Origin of the sequence: Bradyrhizobium sp. F1.13.3, from assembly GCF_040548265.1 — a bacterium.
Lineage (GTDB): Bacteria > Pseudomonadota > Alphaproteobacteria > Rhizobiales > Xanthobacteraceae > Bradyrhizobium.
Window position 1 is genome coordinate 264,882 of the sequence record NZ_JBEPRI010000010.1, and the last position, 14,971, is coordinate 279,852.

The 14,971-nt window shown below is 63.3% G+C and carries 17 protein-coding genes and 1 riboswitch; of the genes, 6 read left to right on the plus strand and 11 right to left on the minus strand.

Going from position 1 to position 14,971, the window contains the following annotated elements; all coding sequences use genetic code 11:
• The first annotated feature begins 72 nt into the window (after positions 1 to 72).
• Entirely contained in the window at positions 73 to 507 is a 435-nt protein-coding gene (locus tag ABIB66_RS26345) for a hypothetical protein (protein WP_027519692.1), read from the plus strand.
• Positions 508 to 637: 130 nt separating this feature from the next.
• Here the strand turns inward: ABIB66_RS26345 and ABIB66_RS26350 are convergent, their stop codons facing one another.
• On the minus strand, positions 638 to 1,330 hold the full coding sequence (locus tag ABIB66_RS26350; protein WP_354205199.1) for a glutathione S-transferase family protein: 693 nt from the start codon (positions 1,328 to 1,330) through the stop codon (positions 638 to 640).
• A gap of 258 nt (positions 1,331 to 1,588) precedes the next feature.
• Here ABIB66_RS26350 and ABIB66_RS26355 point away from each other — a divergent pair, with 258 nt between their 5' ends.
• Positions 1,589 to 3,070, plus strand: a complete 1,482-nt coding sequence (locus ABIB66_RS26355; protein ID WP_354256102.1) for an outer membrane protein — start codon at positions 1,589 to 1,591, stop codon at positions 3,068 to 3,070.
• Between the two features lie 109 nt (positions 3,071 to 3,179).
• A complete protein-coding gene (locus ABIB66_RS26360; RefSeq protein ID WP_354205201.1) occupies positions 3,180 to 3,908 on the plus strand; it encodes an SDR family oxidoreductase in 729 nt (242 codons plus the stop codon).
• Positions 3,909 to 3,912: 4 nt separating this feature from the next.
• On the opposite strand, the gene ABIB66_RS26365 is transcribed toward ABIB66_RS26360, so the two are convergent.
• Positions 3,913 to 4,575, minus strand: coding sequence for a glutathione S-transferase family protein (locus ABIB66_RS26365; protein WP_354205202.1), 663 nt, complete (start codon positions 4,573 to 4,575; stop codon positions 3,913 to 3,915).
• 265 nt (positions 4,576 to 4,840) lie between these two features.
• On the opposite strand from ABIB66_RS26365, the gene ABIB66_RS26370 reads away from it, so the two are divergent.
• Positions 4,841 to 5,278, plus strand: a complete 438-nt coding sequence (locus ABIB66_RS26370; RefSeq protein ID WP_354205204.1) for a VOC family protein — start codon at positions 4,841 to 4,843, stop codon at positions 5,276 to 5,278.
• A gap of 192 nt (positions 5,279 to 5,470) precedes the next feature.
• Here ABIB66_RS26370 and ABIB66_RS26375 read toward each other — a convergent pair whose 3' ends face one another.
• From ABIB66_RS26375 to ABIB66_RS26415, 9 genes are all read right to left on the minus strand, one after another.
• On the minus strand, positions 5,471 to 5,971 hold the full coding sequence (locus ABIB66_RS26375) for a mismatch-specific DNA-glycosylase (protein WP_354205206.1): 501 nt from the start codon (positions 5,969 to 5,971) through the stop codon (positions 5,471 to 5,473).
• A 42-nt stretch (positions 5,972 to 6,013) separates the two neighbouring features.
• Positions 6,014 to 7,093, minus strand: coding sequence for a hypothetical protein (locus tag ABIB66_RS26380; RefSeq protein ID WP_354256105.1), 1,080 nt, complete (start codon positions 7,091 to 7,093; stop codon positions 6,014 to 6,016).
• 110 nt (positions 7,094 to 7,203) lie between these two features.
• A complete protein-coding gene (locus ABIB66_RS26385; RefSeq protein WP_354205210.1) occupies positions 7,204 to 8,001 on the minus strand; it encodes a hypothetical protein in 798 nt (265 codons plus the stop codon).
• A gap of 25 nt (positions 8,002 to 8,026) precedes the next feature.
• Complete coding sequence (gene thiC / locus ABIB66_RS26390) at positions 8,027 to 9,925, minus strand: phosphomethylpyrimidine synthase ThiC (RefSeq protein ID WP_354205212.1); 1,899 nt, start codon at positions 9,923 to 9,925, stop codon at positions 8,027 to 8,029.
• A 172-nt stretch (positions 9,926 to 10,097) separates the two neighbouring features.
• Positions 10,098 to 10,706, minus strand: a complete 609-nt coding sequence (locus ABIB66_RS26395; protein ID WP_354205214.1) for a thiamine phosphate synthase — start codon at positions 10,704 to 10,706, stop codon at positions 10,098 to 10,100.
• Positions 10,693 to 11,475 carry a thiazole synthase gene (locus ABIB66_RS26400; protein WP_354205216.1) on the minus strand — a complete coding sequence of 261 codons (783 nt, stop codon included), beginning with the start codon at positions 11,473 to 11,475 and terminating at the stop codon, positions 10,693 to 10,695. The genes ABIB66_RS26395 and ABIB66_RS26400 overlap by 14 nt, the downstream gene beginning before the upstream one ends.
• Positions 11,476 to 11,644: 169 nt before the next feature.
• Entirely contained in the window at positions 11,645 to 11,842 is a 198-nt protein-coding gene (thiS, locus tag ABIB66_RS26405) for a sulfur carrier protein ThiS (protein ID WP_254141651.1), read from the minus strand.
• A complete protein-coding gene (locus ABIB66_RS26410; RefSeq protein WP_354205218.1) occupies positions 11,833 to 12,843 on the minus strand; it encodes an FAD-dependent oxidoreductase in 1,011 nt (336 codons plus the stop codon). The genes thiS and ABIB66_RS26410 overlap by 10 nt, the downstream gene beginning before the upstream one ends.
• Positions 12,831 to 12,959: riboswitch (TPP riboswitch) on the minus strand. Its footprint overlaps the gene before it by 13 nt.
• 132 nt (positions 12,960 to 13,091) lie before the next feature.
• The gene (locus tag ABIB66_RS26415; protein ID WP_354205220.1) at positions 13,092 to 13,643 is read right to left on the minus strand and encodes a transglycosylase SLT domain-containing protein; all 552 of its coding nucleotides are present in this window, start codon (positions 13,641 to 13,643) and stop codon (positions 13,092 to 13,094) included.
• 244 nt (positions 13,644 to 13,887) lie between these two features.
• Here ABIB66_RS26415 and ABIB66_RS26420 point away from each other — a divergent pair, with 244 nt between their 5' ends.
• Together ABIB66_RS26420 and ABIB66_RS26425 are read left to right on the plus strand one after the other, a co-directional pair.
• Positions 13,888 to 14,103: a hypothetical protein gene (locus ABIB66_RS26420; RefSeq protein ID WP_354205222.1), complete on the plus strand. Its 216-nt coding sequence runs from the start codon at positions 13,888 to 13,890 to the stop codon at positions 14,101 to 14,103.
• A 292-nt stretch (positions 14,104 to 14,395) separates the two neighbouring features.
• Complete coding sequence (locus ABIB66_RS26425; protein ID WP_275173963.1) at positions 14,396 to 14,941, plus strand: PRC-barrel domain-containing protein; 546 nt, start codon at positions 14,396 to 14,398, stop codon at positions 14,939 to 14,941.
• Positions 14,942 to 14,971: the final 30 nt, after the last annotated feature.

The following is a 14,971-nucleotide window of genomic DNA, read 5'->3' on the forward strand; positions in this document are numbered from 1 at the left end:
CGCGATGCATCGGATACATTCGCTGCGTCTGATTCGTTTCCCTCCTTGAAGAATAGCCCCCGGAGACCCCTCATGAAGTTCGCATCCACCCTTCGCGCCGCGCTGGTCGGCATCGCCGCGCTTGCCGGCCTCTCGACCTCGGCGCTGGCCGACGGCGGCACGGTGGTGCTGACGATCTACAAGGCGGGCTGGATCATCGGCGGCTCCGGCGGCTCGGGCGTGCTGAACTTCCGCGGTCGCGCCTATTCACTCTCGACCGGTGGTCTCGATTACGGTCTCGTCTTCGGCGGCTCCAAGACCGTGCTGCGCGGCCGCGTCTCCAACATCAACCGGCCCTCCGACATCGCCGGCGTCTACGGCGCCGCCGGTGCGGGCATCGCGGTGGGCCGCGGCGCGCGTGCGATCGTGCTCACCAATCAGAAGGGCGCCGTGCTCGAGCTGTCCGGCACGCAGGTCGGCCTGATGGCGAATGCGGATCTCAGCGGGCTCGCGATCACGATGCGGTAGGGCGAGTGCCGGAGGACTCGGTGCCGTAGGGTGGGCAAAGGCGCGCAAGCGCCGTGCCCACCACGGTGTCAGCGGCATACGAAAAGTTGGTGGGCGCGCGTCGCTTTGCCCACCCTACGAGACCTGCGGCCTAGGCGCTCACCATCGCATGTACCCGCTCGCAATGCGCGACGAGGTTTGCATGCGCGTCGACGAAGGCCTTCAGCGGCGTCGGGATCGGGAAGTAATAGATGTTGGCGATGAAGCCGTAGATGCCGGCATCGATGCTAGCAGGCGTCGCGCCGTGGACAAAGCCGCCTGCCGGCACGATCTCCGCCAGCACCTGCAGATCGGCGAGCCCCCGCGCATAGGCCTGCTCGGGCGTGTAGCGGCCGATGCCCTGGAAATGATAGCGCTGCGCATTATACGCTTTCGCCTTCTCGAACCCGGCCGCGTCGATCTGCTTGTGCTGCGCAATGAAGGCGTCGCGAAACGCGGGATAATAGCGTTCGTCCTTCCAGCGCGAATACGACATCACCCAATAGAGATCGTCGAGCATGCGCGTGACGAAGTGGTTGATGCGGCGCTGCTCCGCTGAAAGCCCCGCGTCGATAGTCAGGCGGTATTTCGCGGTCGCGTGCGCGATGATGGTCTCGCTGTCGCCGATCGTCTCGCCGTCATCCACGATATAGGGCAGCTGCCCGCGCGGCGCGGCGGAGGCATCGAACACATGCTCATGCAGGAACGGGACGCAAGCGAGCTTCAGGAAGGCATAGACCTTGAGGCCGTAGCCGTTATTGTCGGCGACGCCGAACAGGTCTGGATAGGAATAGAGGGTCAGCATGGGACACGCTCCTCAAGCTGAAGTCGTATCGCCGCAGTGACGCCCTTGCAACAGTCTCGCGCTTTGTGCGCCGCCTCCTTCGATCGGAGGACGATAGATGTCGCCCGTTCGCAGTATGGAATCGCTCGACATTCCTGCAGCGATCCAAGGCCCGACATGCGACATTCATCGACCCGCCGAGTGATTGCCGCCCTGTGCTGTGGCACGGTATTTTTGGCCGGACTGGCTCTCGTAGCACCGTCGAAGGCCGCAGACATCGTGCCGGGACCGTACACGAAAGCGCCGCCGCTCGTGGCCTCGTCATGGACCGGCTTCTACGCCGGGCTCGGTCTCGGCTTTCGATCGACCAGTGCCGATCTCACCACCACATCGGTGCTGCAAGACGGCGTTGCCCGCGACCTGACGCGAGCCGTGCTCACCCAGCCGTTCGACGGCACCGGCTTTCGCGTCAATCCCTATGCCGGCGTCAACTGGCAGGTCGCACCCAGCTGGGTCGTCGGCGTCGAAGGCGATATCGGCTTCGGTGACAAGACCACGGCACTCCCCGGGTTTCGCGCCTCGCCCCGGGCCGGCTCGTCCACCTTTGGGGTCGACAGCCTGTCGGTCAAAGCGGGCTGGGATGCGACCTTGCGCGGCCGCGCCGGCTATCTGCTGACGCCGGCGACGCTGATCTATGCCACCGGCGGCCTCGCCTGGCAGCACTATGACGTCTCCCTGGTCTGCGTCAGCGCCAGCTGTGCCAGCAACGGCCTCGCACCCAAGCTGATCTCGAAGTCCGCAACCAGTACCGGCTGGACGTTGGGTGCCGGCATTGAGACCGCGCTTTGGGGCAACTGGCTCGTGCGCGCCGAATATCGCTACGCGGATTTCGGCGCCGCGCCGTTCAATTTCACGCGCACGGCGACCGCAGGCCCGGCGCTCACGGTCGACAATTTCGACGCGAGCTTGCGGACCCACTCCGCAAGCGTCGGCCTCGCCTGGAAGTTCGGCGAGCCCGTCATCGGCGGCCGTTCGGATCCGCTGGCCGCGCAGGCCGCGATCCTGCCGTCCTGGACCGGCGCGTATGTGGGCTTGGGCCTGGGTGCGCGCGCCACGCGCACCGATCTCATCACGACGTCGGAATCGCGTGCCGGCTTCCCCGAGGATCTGACGCGGCGCGCCACCATTCGCCCGATGGACAACACCGCGTTCCGCGCCAACCCCTATGCCGGCTATCTCTGGCAGTTCGCCCCGCAATGGGCCGCGGGCGTCGAAGGCGATTTTGGTTTTGCCGACAGCACCACCACGCGCGAAGGCTTCACCACCATATCGCTCGCCGACTCCCAGTCGCGCGGCGAGAGCCTGGCCATTCGCACCAAATGGGACGCCAGCCTGCGGGGCCGGCTCGGCTATCTCGTGATACCGCGGACACTGCTCTACGCGACCGGCGGCGTGGCCTGGCAGAACTACGAGCTGACCTCGACCTGCGTCAGCGTCGTCTGCGGCCTTTTCGGGTTGACGCCGGCGATCATCACCGGGTCGACCACAAAAGCAGGGTGGACGGCCGGCGGCGGCATCGAAACCGCGCTCTTCGGCCACTGGCTGGCACGCGCCGAATATCGTTATGCCGACTACGGCAGTTCGTCCTTCACTGTCGCCAGATCCGCCACCGACGCCGGGCGTAATCCGTCCGCCAGCACCTACGACGTCGCGATGCGGACGCATCTGGCGACGTTCGGGGTGACGTATCGGTTTGATTGAGAAGAGCGACAGCCGCTTGCTGTGATCCCGCGGCGCTGGTTTGGCCCCGACAACGCCGCCCGAAATCGCTACACTCTGCATCCTGGTGACGTCAGCAGGATGGGATCCCATGGCGAGAGAATTGGAAGGCAAGGTGGCGGCCGTGACCGGGGCCGCGTCGGGCATCGGATTGGCCAGCACCGAGGCGATGCTGGCCGCGGGCGCGCGCGTGGTGATGGTCGACCGCGACGCCGCGGCGCTGAAGGCGCTCTGCGACAAGCACGGTGACGCAGTGATCCCGCTGCTCGTCGACCTGCTCGACCCAAAAGACTGCGCAACGCTGCTGCCGCGCGTTCTGGAACAGGCCGGCCAGCTCGACATCCTGCATGCGAATGCCGGCACGTATGTCGGTGGCGATCTGGTCGATGCCGACACCATGGCGATCGACCGGATGCTGAACCTGAATGTCAACGTCGTGATGAAGAACGTGCACGATGTGCTGCCGCACATGATCGTGCGCGGGACCGGCGATATCATCGTCACGAGCTCGCTTGCGGCGCATTTTCCGACGCCGTGGGAGCCGGTCTATGCGTCGTCCAAATGGGCGGTCAACTGCTTCGTCCAGACGGTGCGGCGCCAGGTCTTCAAGCACGGCATCCGCGTTGGATCGATCTCGCCCGGGCCCGTCATCAGCGCCCTGCTGGCGGATTGGCCACCGGAGAAGCTGAAGGAAGCCAGGGACTCGGGAAGCCTGCTGGAGGCCAGCGACGTGGCTGAGGTCGTGATGTTCATGCTGACGCGGCCGCGCGGCATGACCATTCGTGATGTGGTCATGCTGCCGACCAATTTCGATCTTTAGGGCCCTAACGGTCCTGCGAACCCTTCGATGCGGCGGTGAATATCGCCAATTGCGCGTCGAAAGCGCGCCTGAACGCCGGCCGCGCTTCGCCGCGGGCGACGTAGGCGGCGATTTCTGGATATTCATCCAGCAGGCCTGACGCGTTCAACCGGCGCAGCACCGTCACCATCATGAGATCGCCGGCGCTGAACGCGCCTTCGAGCCAGTCGGCATCGCCGAGGCGGCGGGACAGTTCGCCGAGCCTGACACGAACGCGATCCCTGAGCATCGGCAGCCGCTCCGCGTACCAGCTCTTGTCGCGCTCGAACAGCATGGCCATCCCGAGCTCGATGATCGGCGGCTCCAGCGTGCTCAGCGCGGCAAACATCCACGCGATCGCGCGGGCGCGGGAGTGCGGCCCCGTCGGCAGCAGCCCGTTATGGCGGTCGGCGATATGGAGCACGATCGCGCCGGACTCGAACAGGGTGAGGTCGCCGTCCTCATAGGTCGGAATCTGCCCGAATGGATGCAGGGCGAGATGGGTGGGTTCTTTCATCGCTGTGAACGAGACGAGGCGAACGTTGTAAGGCTGGCCGATCTCTTCCAGCGCCCAGCGCACCCGCATGTCGCGCGCCTGTCCCTTGCCGCGGTCGGGAGAGTTTGCGAAGGCGGTGATGGTGGGGGGCATCGGGAGGGCTCCGGGGTTGATCGCGTTTTGCGTTCGGAGGACGAATGGAATGAGTGGATTCCGACAGGTTAATGGGTTTTCGTGGACCCCGTAGCCCGCATGAGCGATAGCGATATGCGGGGCAGCTGCCGGCCCCGGATGTCGCTGTCGCTCATCTGGGCTACAAGAAAATCCCGCCGCCACTGTCGGATCGTTGCCTCCTGCCTCGTCCTTGGAACATCGGCGCGCCGCCGCGCGTCCGCCCGAGGCAAGAGGATTTCCATTCATGACCTCCATCACGCCGTTTCTCTGGTTCGACAACAACGTGCCGGAGGCCGTCGCCTTCTACAAATCGGTGTTTCCCAATGCCAAGGTTGAGACCGTCAGCGACTTCATGGCGGCGTTCGAGCTCGAAGGCCAGCGCTTCAACGCGCTCAACGGCGGCCCGCAATACAAGTTCAACGAGGCGGTGTCGTTCTTCATCAGCGTGGAGACGCAGGCGGAAGTCGATTATTTCTGGGACAGGCTCACCGCCGACGGCGGCGAGGAATCCCGCTGCGGCTGGCTCAAGGACAAGTTCGGGCTATCCTGGCAGGTGATCCCATCAGCGCTCGGCCGCTACCTCGGCGATCCCGACCGCAGCAAGGCGAACCGCGTCATGCAGGCGATGATGCAGATGAGAAAGATCGTGATTGTGGATCTGGACAGGGCGTATGCGGGGTGAACTTGTCGCGGGATGCGTTGCCAAATCGGCGGTGTCGTCCCGGCGAAGGCCGGGACCCATACCGCGGAATCCATCGGTTGCGGACGCTCGCTGTACCGGACCTCGAGTCTCCGCCAAACCACTCCCTGAGGTTATGGGTCCCGGCCTTCGCCGGGACGACGCCTGAGGGTGGAGCGCTATCGCAAATTCACGCTACGCCGCGATCCACTTCGCCAGCTCCCGCCACGGTTCGATCGTCCAATGCCCGGACGCCGCCCCGGACGGCGAGGGCAGCACGAACAATTCGGGCAAACTCTCATCGCGCTTCTGCCGCCCCAGCGCAATTACGCTGGACGGCCTGCCATAAAACAAGCTCGCCGCCTTCTTGCTCGTGAACGCAATTGTCCGTGGTCGATACTTCTCGATTTTGGCCCTGAAGCCTGGCACGTCGATCGTGTCAGCCGCGATCTGGTGATCCATCCCGGCGCCCGACTTGGAGAGATCGGTGAATCCGATCCCGAGCTCCAGCAGCGCGGCGAACTCGCCCGGCTGATAGCGCCGCGGCGTGATCCCAGCCTCATGGATCGCGCGCCAGAAGCGGTTGCCGGGATGGGCGTAGTAGTGCCCGAGCTCCGCCGAGCGCGTGCTGGCAGCGGTGCCGACGAAGACGAGGCGGAGGTTGGCGAGGAGTTGGTCGGGGAGGCGGTCAGCCACTCGTAAGTCGTCCAGATTTGCAGCAAAACCGACGCAGAGACGCTATTTCTTGAACAGCTCGCTTTGAATTGCTTCATGTTCAATCGCGACCTTGGTGCTGGTGCCATCCAAAGCGTGATTGATCTCGCTTCGCCACATTTCAACGTATGCCGACCGAGTGCTGCCTACGATGCGGTGGATCGCCTGATTGATGCGTGGCCACTTTGCCAGGTGGTTGGCTAATGAGAGCAAAAGATCTCCTCGCGTCATCGGCCATTGCTGCTTAAACAGCCTGGGCAATAACGCCGCGATGACCTGTTCATCAGAATCCCAGCGCGCGCCGACAAACAACTTGCGAAGCTCGGCCAGTGTCCATGCGGCCGTCTGAGCCCGGTCGCTCTTGTATTCCGAGAGGGCAGACTTGCCAACCGCCGGGTCATTGAGGATCGCGGCAATTAGCATTGCAATGCGTTCCTCCTGACGGCCAGTCAATGCTATACTGCGAGCGAGTTCCTTTGCTCGCCGCTTCACAAGTTCGATGTCCTCATGCTCGATGACATAGCTTCTGTCATTGGCGTCGGGCGGGAGCTCGAATTCGAGCATGATCTCGCTGATCAGTTTTTCAATGTCGATGTGCTTTTGATCATCCGCGCTGAGAGACGAGAGATCGATGGAGATTGTTCCGTCGGCGTTTACGGACGCGGAAAGTTGCCCCCGGGCGTGTAGTATACGCCGGCACATCGGGGCGTCGATGGCGCTTGCCAGTAGGCAACTCCATAGTATGGACTTTAGTACCGAGCCCTCATAGTAGCTTCGCGCCGCTGCGGCGCCTTGCTGTTCTAAGAGCAGCGTACGCATGCGCGCGCGCGCAACTTTCTTTTCTTGTCCTGTTCCGATCAATTCCCTGATTTGTACAACGATGCCATGCCGATTTGGGTTTGCTTCTGCAAAGCTCGCCAATCTCGGTCGCAATACTCGCAATGATCCAGCATGCATCGAAGTCGCAGTAGGAACGAAAGCATAGACTTGAGGATCGCCAATGCTTGCAGTTAAGCTGCTTTCCAGCGGTTGAATAGGCGATTGAAAATCTTCCAAAATTCGAAACCCGGCGACGCGGCCCGTTAGCTCGTCGATTTCTTGCACGACCAATCGAGGGTCGTCGGGATTACTAAAAACTGGCAAAGCGAAACCGATCCCGCTTTGAGTTAAAGGCAGGCAGCCTACCAGATTTCTCGTCTCTGGCTTCTTTCGTCTCAAAGGGCGCCCCAGCCTTGATAGAGGTCCTTCGCTGCTGCCTCTAGTTGAGCCTGATAATACTCCGGATGGCGGCCAGGCACAAAGTTGTACGGTTGAATTATGGCGCCCGCCTTCTGTAACTCCTTCAGCCACGGCGCGCCATCGTCCCATAGTGTGTGAGGAACAATTATTGCAAGTAGATTGTCCTTGAGTGGGACCTTCTCGGCGAGGATGACTTCGATGGAGCATATCCGGTCGTCCGGTTCGTTTCGCCCGGGTGATGTGAGCAAGTTCAAATAGGCCCGCGCAAGAAAGTCATATGATTTGGTCAAGGCTGAAGGATCCGGGAGGGCATAAATATTCCCCTCGAAATAGGAGAGCCGTGAGCCAAAAGTACCCATTATGAGTTTATTTGGCCTGGATGTGTCCGTCCCCAAGCTGAAATCCTCTACGGCCATCTCATCGGTCAGCATGTGCTTATACAGCCGCTTGGAAAATGCTCCGGTGTCAAAGGCAAATGTTGCCGTCGCCTTTTGAATTAGTTTCGCGTTGAAAATAAAGCAGCACGGACAGGCTGCTTCGACTTTGACCGCCCCGTCTCCACTCACGCGGTACGCCGGGCGACCATAGAAGAAGTACGCGAGAGGTTCTCCGAAGACCTCGCACTGAAGAAGGTCAATTTGCCCGGCCTTCGCGATGTCGGCTGCGACAAGAGCCTTGGTAATGTGTGTGAGGGGCATAGGCGGCCAGTTCGGGTCTGGCTGCTTATCCACCCAGTCGCGAAAATCCGTTCTACCGCCAGCAAGTTTTGCCATGGCGTGGCCCTAAGCGCGTGCCCCTTCACAACACCCGATTGCTCTCCTTCACCTTCTCGGCATCCAGATACAAGTTCTCGCCCATCTCCTTGAACTTCGCGCTCATCTGCTTCATGCCGTCCTCGGCCGTCCCGCTCATCGACATGCCCACGCCGTTCGGATCATTCAGCGTCGCCGCATAATCCCGCACGTCCTGCGTGATCTTCATCGAGCAGAATTTCGGGCCGCACATCGAGCAGAAATGCGCGACCTTGTGGGCTTCTTTCGGCAGGGTCTCGTCATGGAAGTTTTTGGCGGTGTCGGGGTCGAGGCCGAGGTTGAACTGGTCGCTCCAGCGGAAGTCGAAACGGGCGCGGGACAGCGCGTCGTCGCGCAGCTGCGCGGCGGGGTGGCCCTTGGCGAGATCGGAGGCGTGGGCGGCGATCTTGTAGGTGATGACGCCGACCTTGACGTCGTTGCGGTCGGGCAGGCCGAGATGCTCCTTCGGCGTGACGTAGCAGAGCATGGCGCAGCCGAACCAGCCGATCATGGCCGCACCGATGCCCGAGGTGATGTGGTCGTAGCCCGGCGCGATGTCGGTGGTCAGGGGCCCGAGGGTGTAGAACGGCGCTTCGCCGCACTCCTTGAGCTGCTTGTCCATGTTGATCTTGATCTTGTGCATCGGCACGTGGCCGGGGCCTTCGATCATGACCTGGCAGCCCTTGTCCCACGCGATCTTCGTGAGTTCTCCGAGCGTCTCGAGCTCGGCGAACTGGGCGCGATCGTTGGCATCCGCAATCGAGCCCGGACGCAGGCCGTCGCCGAGCGAGAACGAGACGTCATACTTGCGCATGAGGTCGCAGATCTCGTCGAAATGGGTGTAGAGGAAGCTCTCCTTGTGATGCGCCAGGCACCACTTCGCCATGATCGAGCCGCCGCGGCTGACGATGCCGGTGACGCGGCTGGCGGTGAGGTGGATGTATTGCAGGCGCACGCCGGCGTGGATGGTGAAATAGTCGACGCCCTGCTCGCACTGCTCGATCAGCGTGTCCTTGTAGAGCTCCCAGGTCAGCTTGACCGGATCGCCGTCGCACTTCTCCAGCGCCTGATAGATCGGAACGGTGCCGATCGGCACCGGCGCGTTGCGCAAAATCCATTCGCGGGTGGTGTGGATGTTGCGGCCCGTGGAGAGGTCCATCACGGTGTCGGCGCCCCAGCGGATCGCCCACACCATCTTCTCGACCTCTTCCTCGACCGATGACGTCACCGCCGAGTTGCCGATATTGGCGTTGATCTTGGTGAGGAAGTTGCGGCCGATGATCATCGGCTCGAGCTCTGAGTGGTTGATGTTGCAGGGAATGATGGCGCGCCCGCGCGCGATCTCGGAGCGCACGAACTCCGGGGTGATGAAGGCGGGCACTTCCGCGCCAAAGCTTTCGCCGTCGGCAAGGGCTGCTTCCGCACGCTCGAGCTGCTCTTTGCGGCCGAGATTTTCGCGTGCGGCGACGTAGATCATCTCCTTGGTGATGATGCCGGCACGGGCAAATTCGAGCTGCGTGATCTTGTGGCCGTCGAGGCCGCGCAGCGGCTGGTGATAGGCCGAGAAGGCACGCGCGGCCTTGTCGGTGGAGACGCTGCCGTTGTCCTCCGGCTTGATCTGCCGGCCCTGATATTCCTCGACGCCGCCGCGCTCCAGCACCCAGGCCTTGCGGCCGCGCGCGAGGCCGGCGTTGACGTCGATGGTCACGCTCGGGTCGGTGTAGGGGCCGGAGGTGTCGTACACCGGCAGGTTCGGCTCGCCCGCGCCTTCGGACAGGATGATCTCGCGCAAGGGCACGCGGAGATCAGGGGCGGCATCGGGCGAGGCGAAGATTTTTCGCGACGAGGGCAGCGGGCCGGTGGTGACGGCGGGGACGGTCTTGTCGGGATTGGAGCGGATGTTCATGGGATCCTCCGGTTTAATTCGGTTGTGTGTGCGCCGAAACGACGCTGGTGATCATTTGCTCCGTCATTGCGAGGAGCTCTTGCGACGAAGCAATCCAGACTGTCTCTGCGGAGAGACTCTGGATTGCTTCGCTGCGCTCGCAATGACGGGGTGAGAGAGTGAGGCGCACGCATCACGCCGCCTCCGCGGACAGGCCGAGCCACTGCCGCACCCGCGCATCGGGGTCGGCGTTCTGGGTGACGTCGCTGACGACGGCGATGGAATCCGCGCCGGCGGCAAAGATCTCCGCGGCGTGCTCGAACTTGATGCCGCCGATCGCGACCAGCGGAATGTCGCCGATGCGCTTCTTCCATTCCGTGATCTTTGGAATGCCCTGCGGCTCGAATCGCATCGACTTCAAGGTGGTGAAGAAGATCGGGCCCAGCGCGACATAATCGAGTTTGGCGGCGAGCGCGGTGTCCAGCTCCGCATCGTCGTGGGTGGAAACGCCGAGCGACAGGCCGGCCTCGCGGATGGCGCCGAGGTCTGCGTCGGCAAGGTCCTCCTGGCCGAGATGCAGATACTTTGCACCGGCGACAATCGCAGCGCGCCAATAGTCGTTGACGACCAGCTTGGCTTGCGTGCCCGCGGTGATCGCGAGCGCATCGGTGACCATCTGGAGCGATTGGGAGTCGTCGAGGTCCTTTGCGCGCAGCTGGATGGTGCCCACGCCGAGTTTGGTCAGGCGCTCGACCCAGGCGAGGCTGTCGACGACCGGATAAAAGCGATCAGGATACGGCATGCCAGAACGGTGTCCCAACGACAGGGGTGGAAGGAGAGGCGAAATCGCGTGCGTTCATCAGCCCGGCTTCGTAAGCGGTGCGGCCGGCCTCGATGCCGAGGCGGAAGGCGTTGGCCATCGCGACGGGATCGGCGGCTTTTGCGATGGCGGTGTTGAGCAGCACGGCGTCGTAGCCGAGTTCGAGCGCCTGCGCCGCATGCGAGGGCGCGCCGATGCCGGCATCGACCACCAGCGTGATATCGGGCAGCCGCTCGCGCATCAGCTTGAGCGCATCGCGGTTGGTGATGCCTTTTGCGCTGCCGATCGGCGCGGCCCACGGCATCACCACCTTGCAGCCGGCATCGACCAGCCGGTTCGCGACCGAGAGATCCTCGGTGCAATAGGGGAACACTTCAAAGCCGTCCTTGATCAGGATGCTTGCTGCTTCCACAAGTCCGACCACATCGGGCTGCAGCGTGTCATTGTCGGCGATGACTTCGAGCTTGATCCAGGATGTCGCAAACAATTCGCGCGCGAGCTTGGCCGTCGTCACCGCCTCGCGCACGCTGCGGCAGCCGGCCGTGTTCGGCAGCACCGTGACGTCGAGCTCGCGGATCAGATTCCAGAACGCGTCCCCGGTCTTGCCGCCGGCGGATTCGCGCCGCAGCGACACCGTGACGATGTTCGAGCCCGAGGCGCGGATCGCCGACTGCATGATCGCAGGCGAGGGATAGAGTGCGCTGCCGATGAGGAGGCGGGAGGGGAAGGTCTTGCCGTAGAAGGTCACCATGTGGGAGGTGTCTCCTCAAATTCAACTGTCGTCCCGGCGAAGGCCGGGACCCATACCGCGTGATTTCCCTTAGGGCAGCTTGGCAGAGACCTTCCGTCCCAATGAAGGACGGTGGCTATGGGTCCCGGCCTTCGCCGGGACGACAAGGAGAGAGAACGTGCGATCATCTTCACCCTCCCTGCCGCGGCGTGATGATTTCGATCTCGTCGCCGGCCTTCAGCGCGGTCTCGGCCCAGCGGCTCTTCGGCACGACGTCGTAGTTCAGCGCGATCGCGAAATGAGTGCCTTCGTAGTCGAGCTCGGCGAGCAGCGCGTCCACGCTGGCGGAATTCACCTCGCGTTGCTCGCCGTTGACGATCACGCGCATTGCATCACCTCATTGTCGATCTGGCCGCGCTCGACATAAGCGAGCGTCAGCTCGGCCAGCGCCGGCGCGATCAGGAAGCCGTGGCGGTAGAGGCCGTTCACGTTGATCGTGTTGCCGCGAATGCCGATGCGCGGCAGATTGTCAGGGAAAGCGGGGCGCAGGCCGGAGCCGAATTCGACGATGCGGGCCTCGCCGAAGGCGGGATGCACGGCATAGGCCGCACCCAACAGCTCCAGCGCCGAGCGCACGCTGACGCCGGTGTCCTCTGCCTCGATCGAGGTCGCGCCCAGCATGAACAGATTGTCCTCGCGCGGGATCACATAGAGCGGCCAGCGCGGATGGATCAGCCGCACCGGGCGCGCGAGCTGCACCTCGGCGGTTTCGATCAGGATCATCTCGCCCTTGACGCCGCGAAGCTCCGGCTGCTCGTCGCGCGCGGAAAGGCCGCGGCAGTCGATGACGATGCCGTCGAGATCCCCGGCGGTGACGTCGCTGTCGAACTTGATGGTGCCGCCAGCAGCTTTGATGCGCTCGTGCAGTTTCGGCAGCACGCGGCGCGGCTCGACATGGCCTTCGGTCGGGAAGAACAGCGCGTCGCGGAAGCGGCCTTCGAGCGACGGCTCGAGCTCGGCCAGGCCGGCGGCATCGAGCCGGCGATGGCCTGCGGTCATCCGGGCAAAACGCTCGAAGTCGTTGCGCTCGCGCGGATGGGCGACGACCAGCGAGCCGTTGAAGGGCGTGTCGGGCAGCTCGCGCCGCCAGATGTCGAGCGAGCGCAGGCCGAGCCTGGAGATGATGGGTTCGGAAACTTCCGCCTCGCAATAAGGCGCGAGCATGCCGCCGGCCCAATGGCTGGTGGCATCGGTCATTTCGGCGTCACCGCGCTCGTGCAGGGTGACGGCGTGGCCGGCCTGCGCGAACAGCAAGGCCTGCCAGGCGCCCGCAATGCCTGCGCCGATGATGGATACCGGGGAATCCGGTCGCTTGGTCGTCTGCAACATCCCTGTCCCTTCGCCGGCATGACCCGGATCAGGTTCAAAGGGTCACCGCGGTCCTGGGCGGATTTGCCCATTTAGCGGTATCTCAGCTCCTCCTCGGAGCACCCCTCGGAACGGACGGAATGTATGCCAGTGGAGTGGGATGTCAATGTGCTGTCGGTCGTCATGCCCGGGCTTGTCCCGGGCATCCACGTTCTTGATGCGGCGCGAAAGTTCGTGGATGGCCGGGACAAGCCCGGCCATGACGGCGATCAGCGAGCGGGCGCCTGCGCCCGGGCGTTGCGAACGCGCTGGGCGAGCTTACGGTGCGGGACGGTGCCGAACATCGGCTGCGGATTGCCGTTCGGCTCGAGCCAAGGGGCGCTCATATTGGCCTCGCCCATATTGGCGACTTGGACGGCCTCCTGCCGCTGCCGCTTTGCGGCGTAGTAATAGCCGCCGGCGAAATAACGAACGGCTCTCGCATGATCGCCATTGGCGGCGTGATAGGCGCCGGCGAGATATTTCACGGCATAGGTGAGGTTGGTGTTGGGATCGCGCAGGCCGGCGGCGTCGCCGGTGTAGCCGACCCCGCGGGCGGTCGCGAGCTTGATCTGCATCAGCCCGATGGTGCCGCCATGGCCGACCAGGCCAGGCTGATAGCGGCTCTCGCGCATGATGACGCGATGCACGAGCGCCTCCGGCACGCCGTTGGCGCGCGCATGGGCCGCGACCATCTCGGCGTACTCCGCTTGGCCCGCGAATGCCGCCTGCGGCAACGTCAGTCCGGCCGCGAGCAGCGCGGCAACATGTAAAATTTTCATCAGATATCCCGGAGGTCCCTGAGACTGATTGAACGCCTGCGCCCGGCTGCCGTTTAGGCCTCCCGAACGCGGCGATGATGTGACCAAACGCCGCCGTTAACGTTTTCGCGGCGCCGAGCCGCTGTGACGACTCAATGCTGGCGCAGGAGTTCCCTCAGGCGGACAACTCGCGACAGCAGGCCTGTCTATTCGCATGGTCGGACGAAAGCGAGTATGTCACGGCCAGCGAATCGGGAGAGGTGCCATGACAAAATCAACCATGGTCAGTGCCCACACCGGCGAGATCCCCAGACATAACCCCTGTGCCCAATGCGGCACGCCGATCGCGCAGCCCGATTGGATCGAGCCGGGCGAAGGGCGCGTCTCCTATCTCTGGACATGCCACGCCTGCAATTACCGCTTCGAGGCGGTGGCGATCTTCGACGAGGCGGCGCTCGAGCACCCGCCGCTCGCGGCCTGAGTTTCGTTCTTTAGGCATGATTTCGGAAAAACCGCTGCACATTTTTCCGGATCATGCCTCAAGCCGCAAGCCGCGGCTGCTGCCGCACCAGCAACTGCATCCGCTCGATCCCGCGCCCCGCGCGATGGTCGGCGAGAAACGGTGCGCTGCAAAATGTTCCTGAGTGACTTAGGAACAATCACGCGCAGCTCTGATACTCGCGCAGCGCGCGACGAAATTGCAGCGCGCGCGGAACTGGGACTGATCCGGACTGTTTTCTCCGCACAAGTTTTCTGCTGAAGGAGAGGACAATATGTTGATGAAATCGATCGCGGCCGGTCTCGCCGGTACCGCACTGCTCGCAACCGTTGCGTTCGCGCAAAATCCGACCGCCACCACCGACAAGGCGCCGGCTGCCGCCGCCTCGACCACCACCACGACCGCGTCGGGACAGTGGCGTACGTCCAAGATGGACGGCATCAAGGTCTACAACGACGCCAACGAGAACATCGGCTCGATCAATGATCTGCTGATGGACAAGAGCGGCAACATCAAGATCGCCGTGATCGGCGTCGGTGGCTTCCTCGGCCTGGGCGAGCATCTGGTCGCGGTGCCATATGAGAAGCTGAAGTTCGTCAACGAGGCGGTTGCCTACACCGGCGCTGCTGGCAACAACCCGAACAGCGCAGCCAACCGGCCCGCGGCGAGCACCACGACGGGTGCCGCGACCGGCACCGACAACAAGCCCGCGACGACAACGACCGCGTCGTCCTCGTCGAAATGGTATCCGGACCACGCCGTGTTCAATGCGAGCAAGGACGAGCTGAAGAACATGCCCGAGTTCAAGTACTCGGAGTAATTCGGCTCTGAACGGCTAAACGAAGCGCGC

Bases quoted from the DNA above. Each gene is read 5' to 3' on its own strand.
- ABIB66_RS26365 (WP_354205202.1), bottom strand. From the start codon at position 4,575: ATGCCCCCCACCATCACCGCCTTCGCAAACTCTCCCGACCGCGGCAAG.
- ABIB66_RS26425 (WP_275173963.1), top strand. From the start codon at position 14,396: ATGTTGATGAAATCGATCGCGGCCGGTCTCGCCGGTACCGCACTGCTC.
- ABIB66_RS26415 (WP_354205220.1), bottom strand. From the start codon at position 13,643: ATGAAAATTTTACATGTTGCCGCGCTGCTCGCGGCCGGACTGACGTTG.
- ABIB66_RS26410 (WP_354205218.1), bottom strand. From the start codon at position 12,843: ATGTTGCAGACGACCAAGCGACCGGATTCCCCGGTATCCATCATCGGC.
- ABIB66_RS26360 (WP_354205201.1), top strand. From the start codon at position 3,180: ATGGCGAGAGAATTGGAAGGCAAGGTGGCGGCCGTGACCGGGGCCGCG.
- ABIB66_RS26400 (WP_354205216.1), bottom strand. From the start codon at position 11,475: ATGGTGACCTTCTACGGCAAGACCTTCCCCTCCCGCCTCCTCATCGGC.
- thiC (WP_354205212.1), bottom strand. From the start codon at position 9,925: ATGAACATCCGCTCCAATCCCGACAAGACCGTCCCCGCCGTCACCACC.
- ABIB66_RS26420 (WP_354205222.1), top strand. From the start codon at position 13,888: ATGACAAAATCAACCATGGTCAGTGCCCACACCGGCGAGATCCCCAGA.
- thiS (WP_254141651.1), bottom strand. From the start codon at position 11,842: ATGCGCGTGATCGTCAACGGCGAGCAACGCGAGGTGAATTCCGCCAGC.
- ABIB66_RS26345 (WP_027519692.1), top strand. From the start codon at position 73: ATGAAGTTCGCATCCACCCTTCGCGCCGCGCTGGTCGGCATCGCCGCG.
- ABIB66_RS26350 (WP_354205199.1), bottom strand. From the start codon at position 1,330: ATGCTGACCCTCTATTCCTATCCAGACCTGTTCGGCGTCGCCGACAAT.
- ABIB66_RS26395 (WP_354205214.1), bottom strand. From the start codon at position 10,706: ATGCCGTATCCTGATCGCTTTTATCCGGTCGTCGACAGCCTCGCCTGG.
- ABIB66_RS26385 (WP_354205210.1), bottom strand. From the start codon at position 8,001: ATGGCAAAACTTGCTGGCGGTAGAACGGATTTTCGCGACTGGGTGGAT.
- ABIB66_RS26370 (WP_354205204.1), top strand. From the start codon at position 4,841: ATGACCTCCATCACGCCGTTTCTCTGGTTCGACAACAACGTGCCGGAG.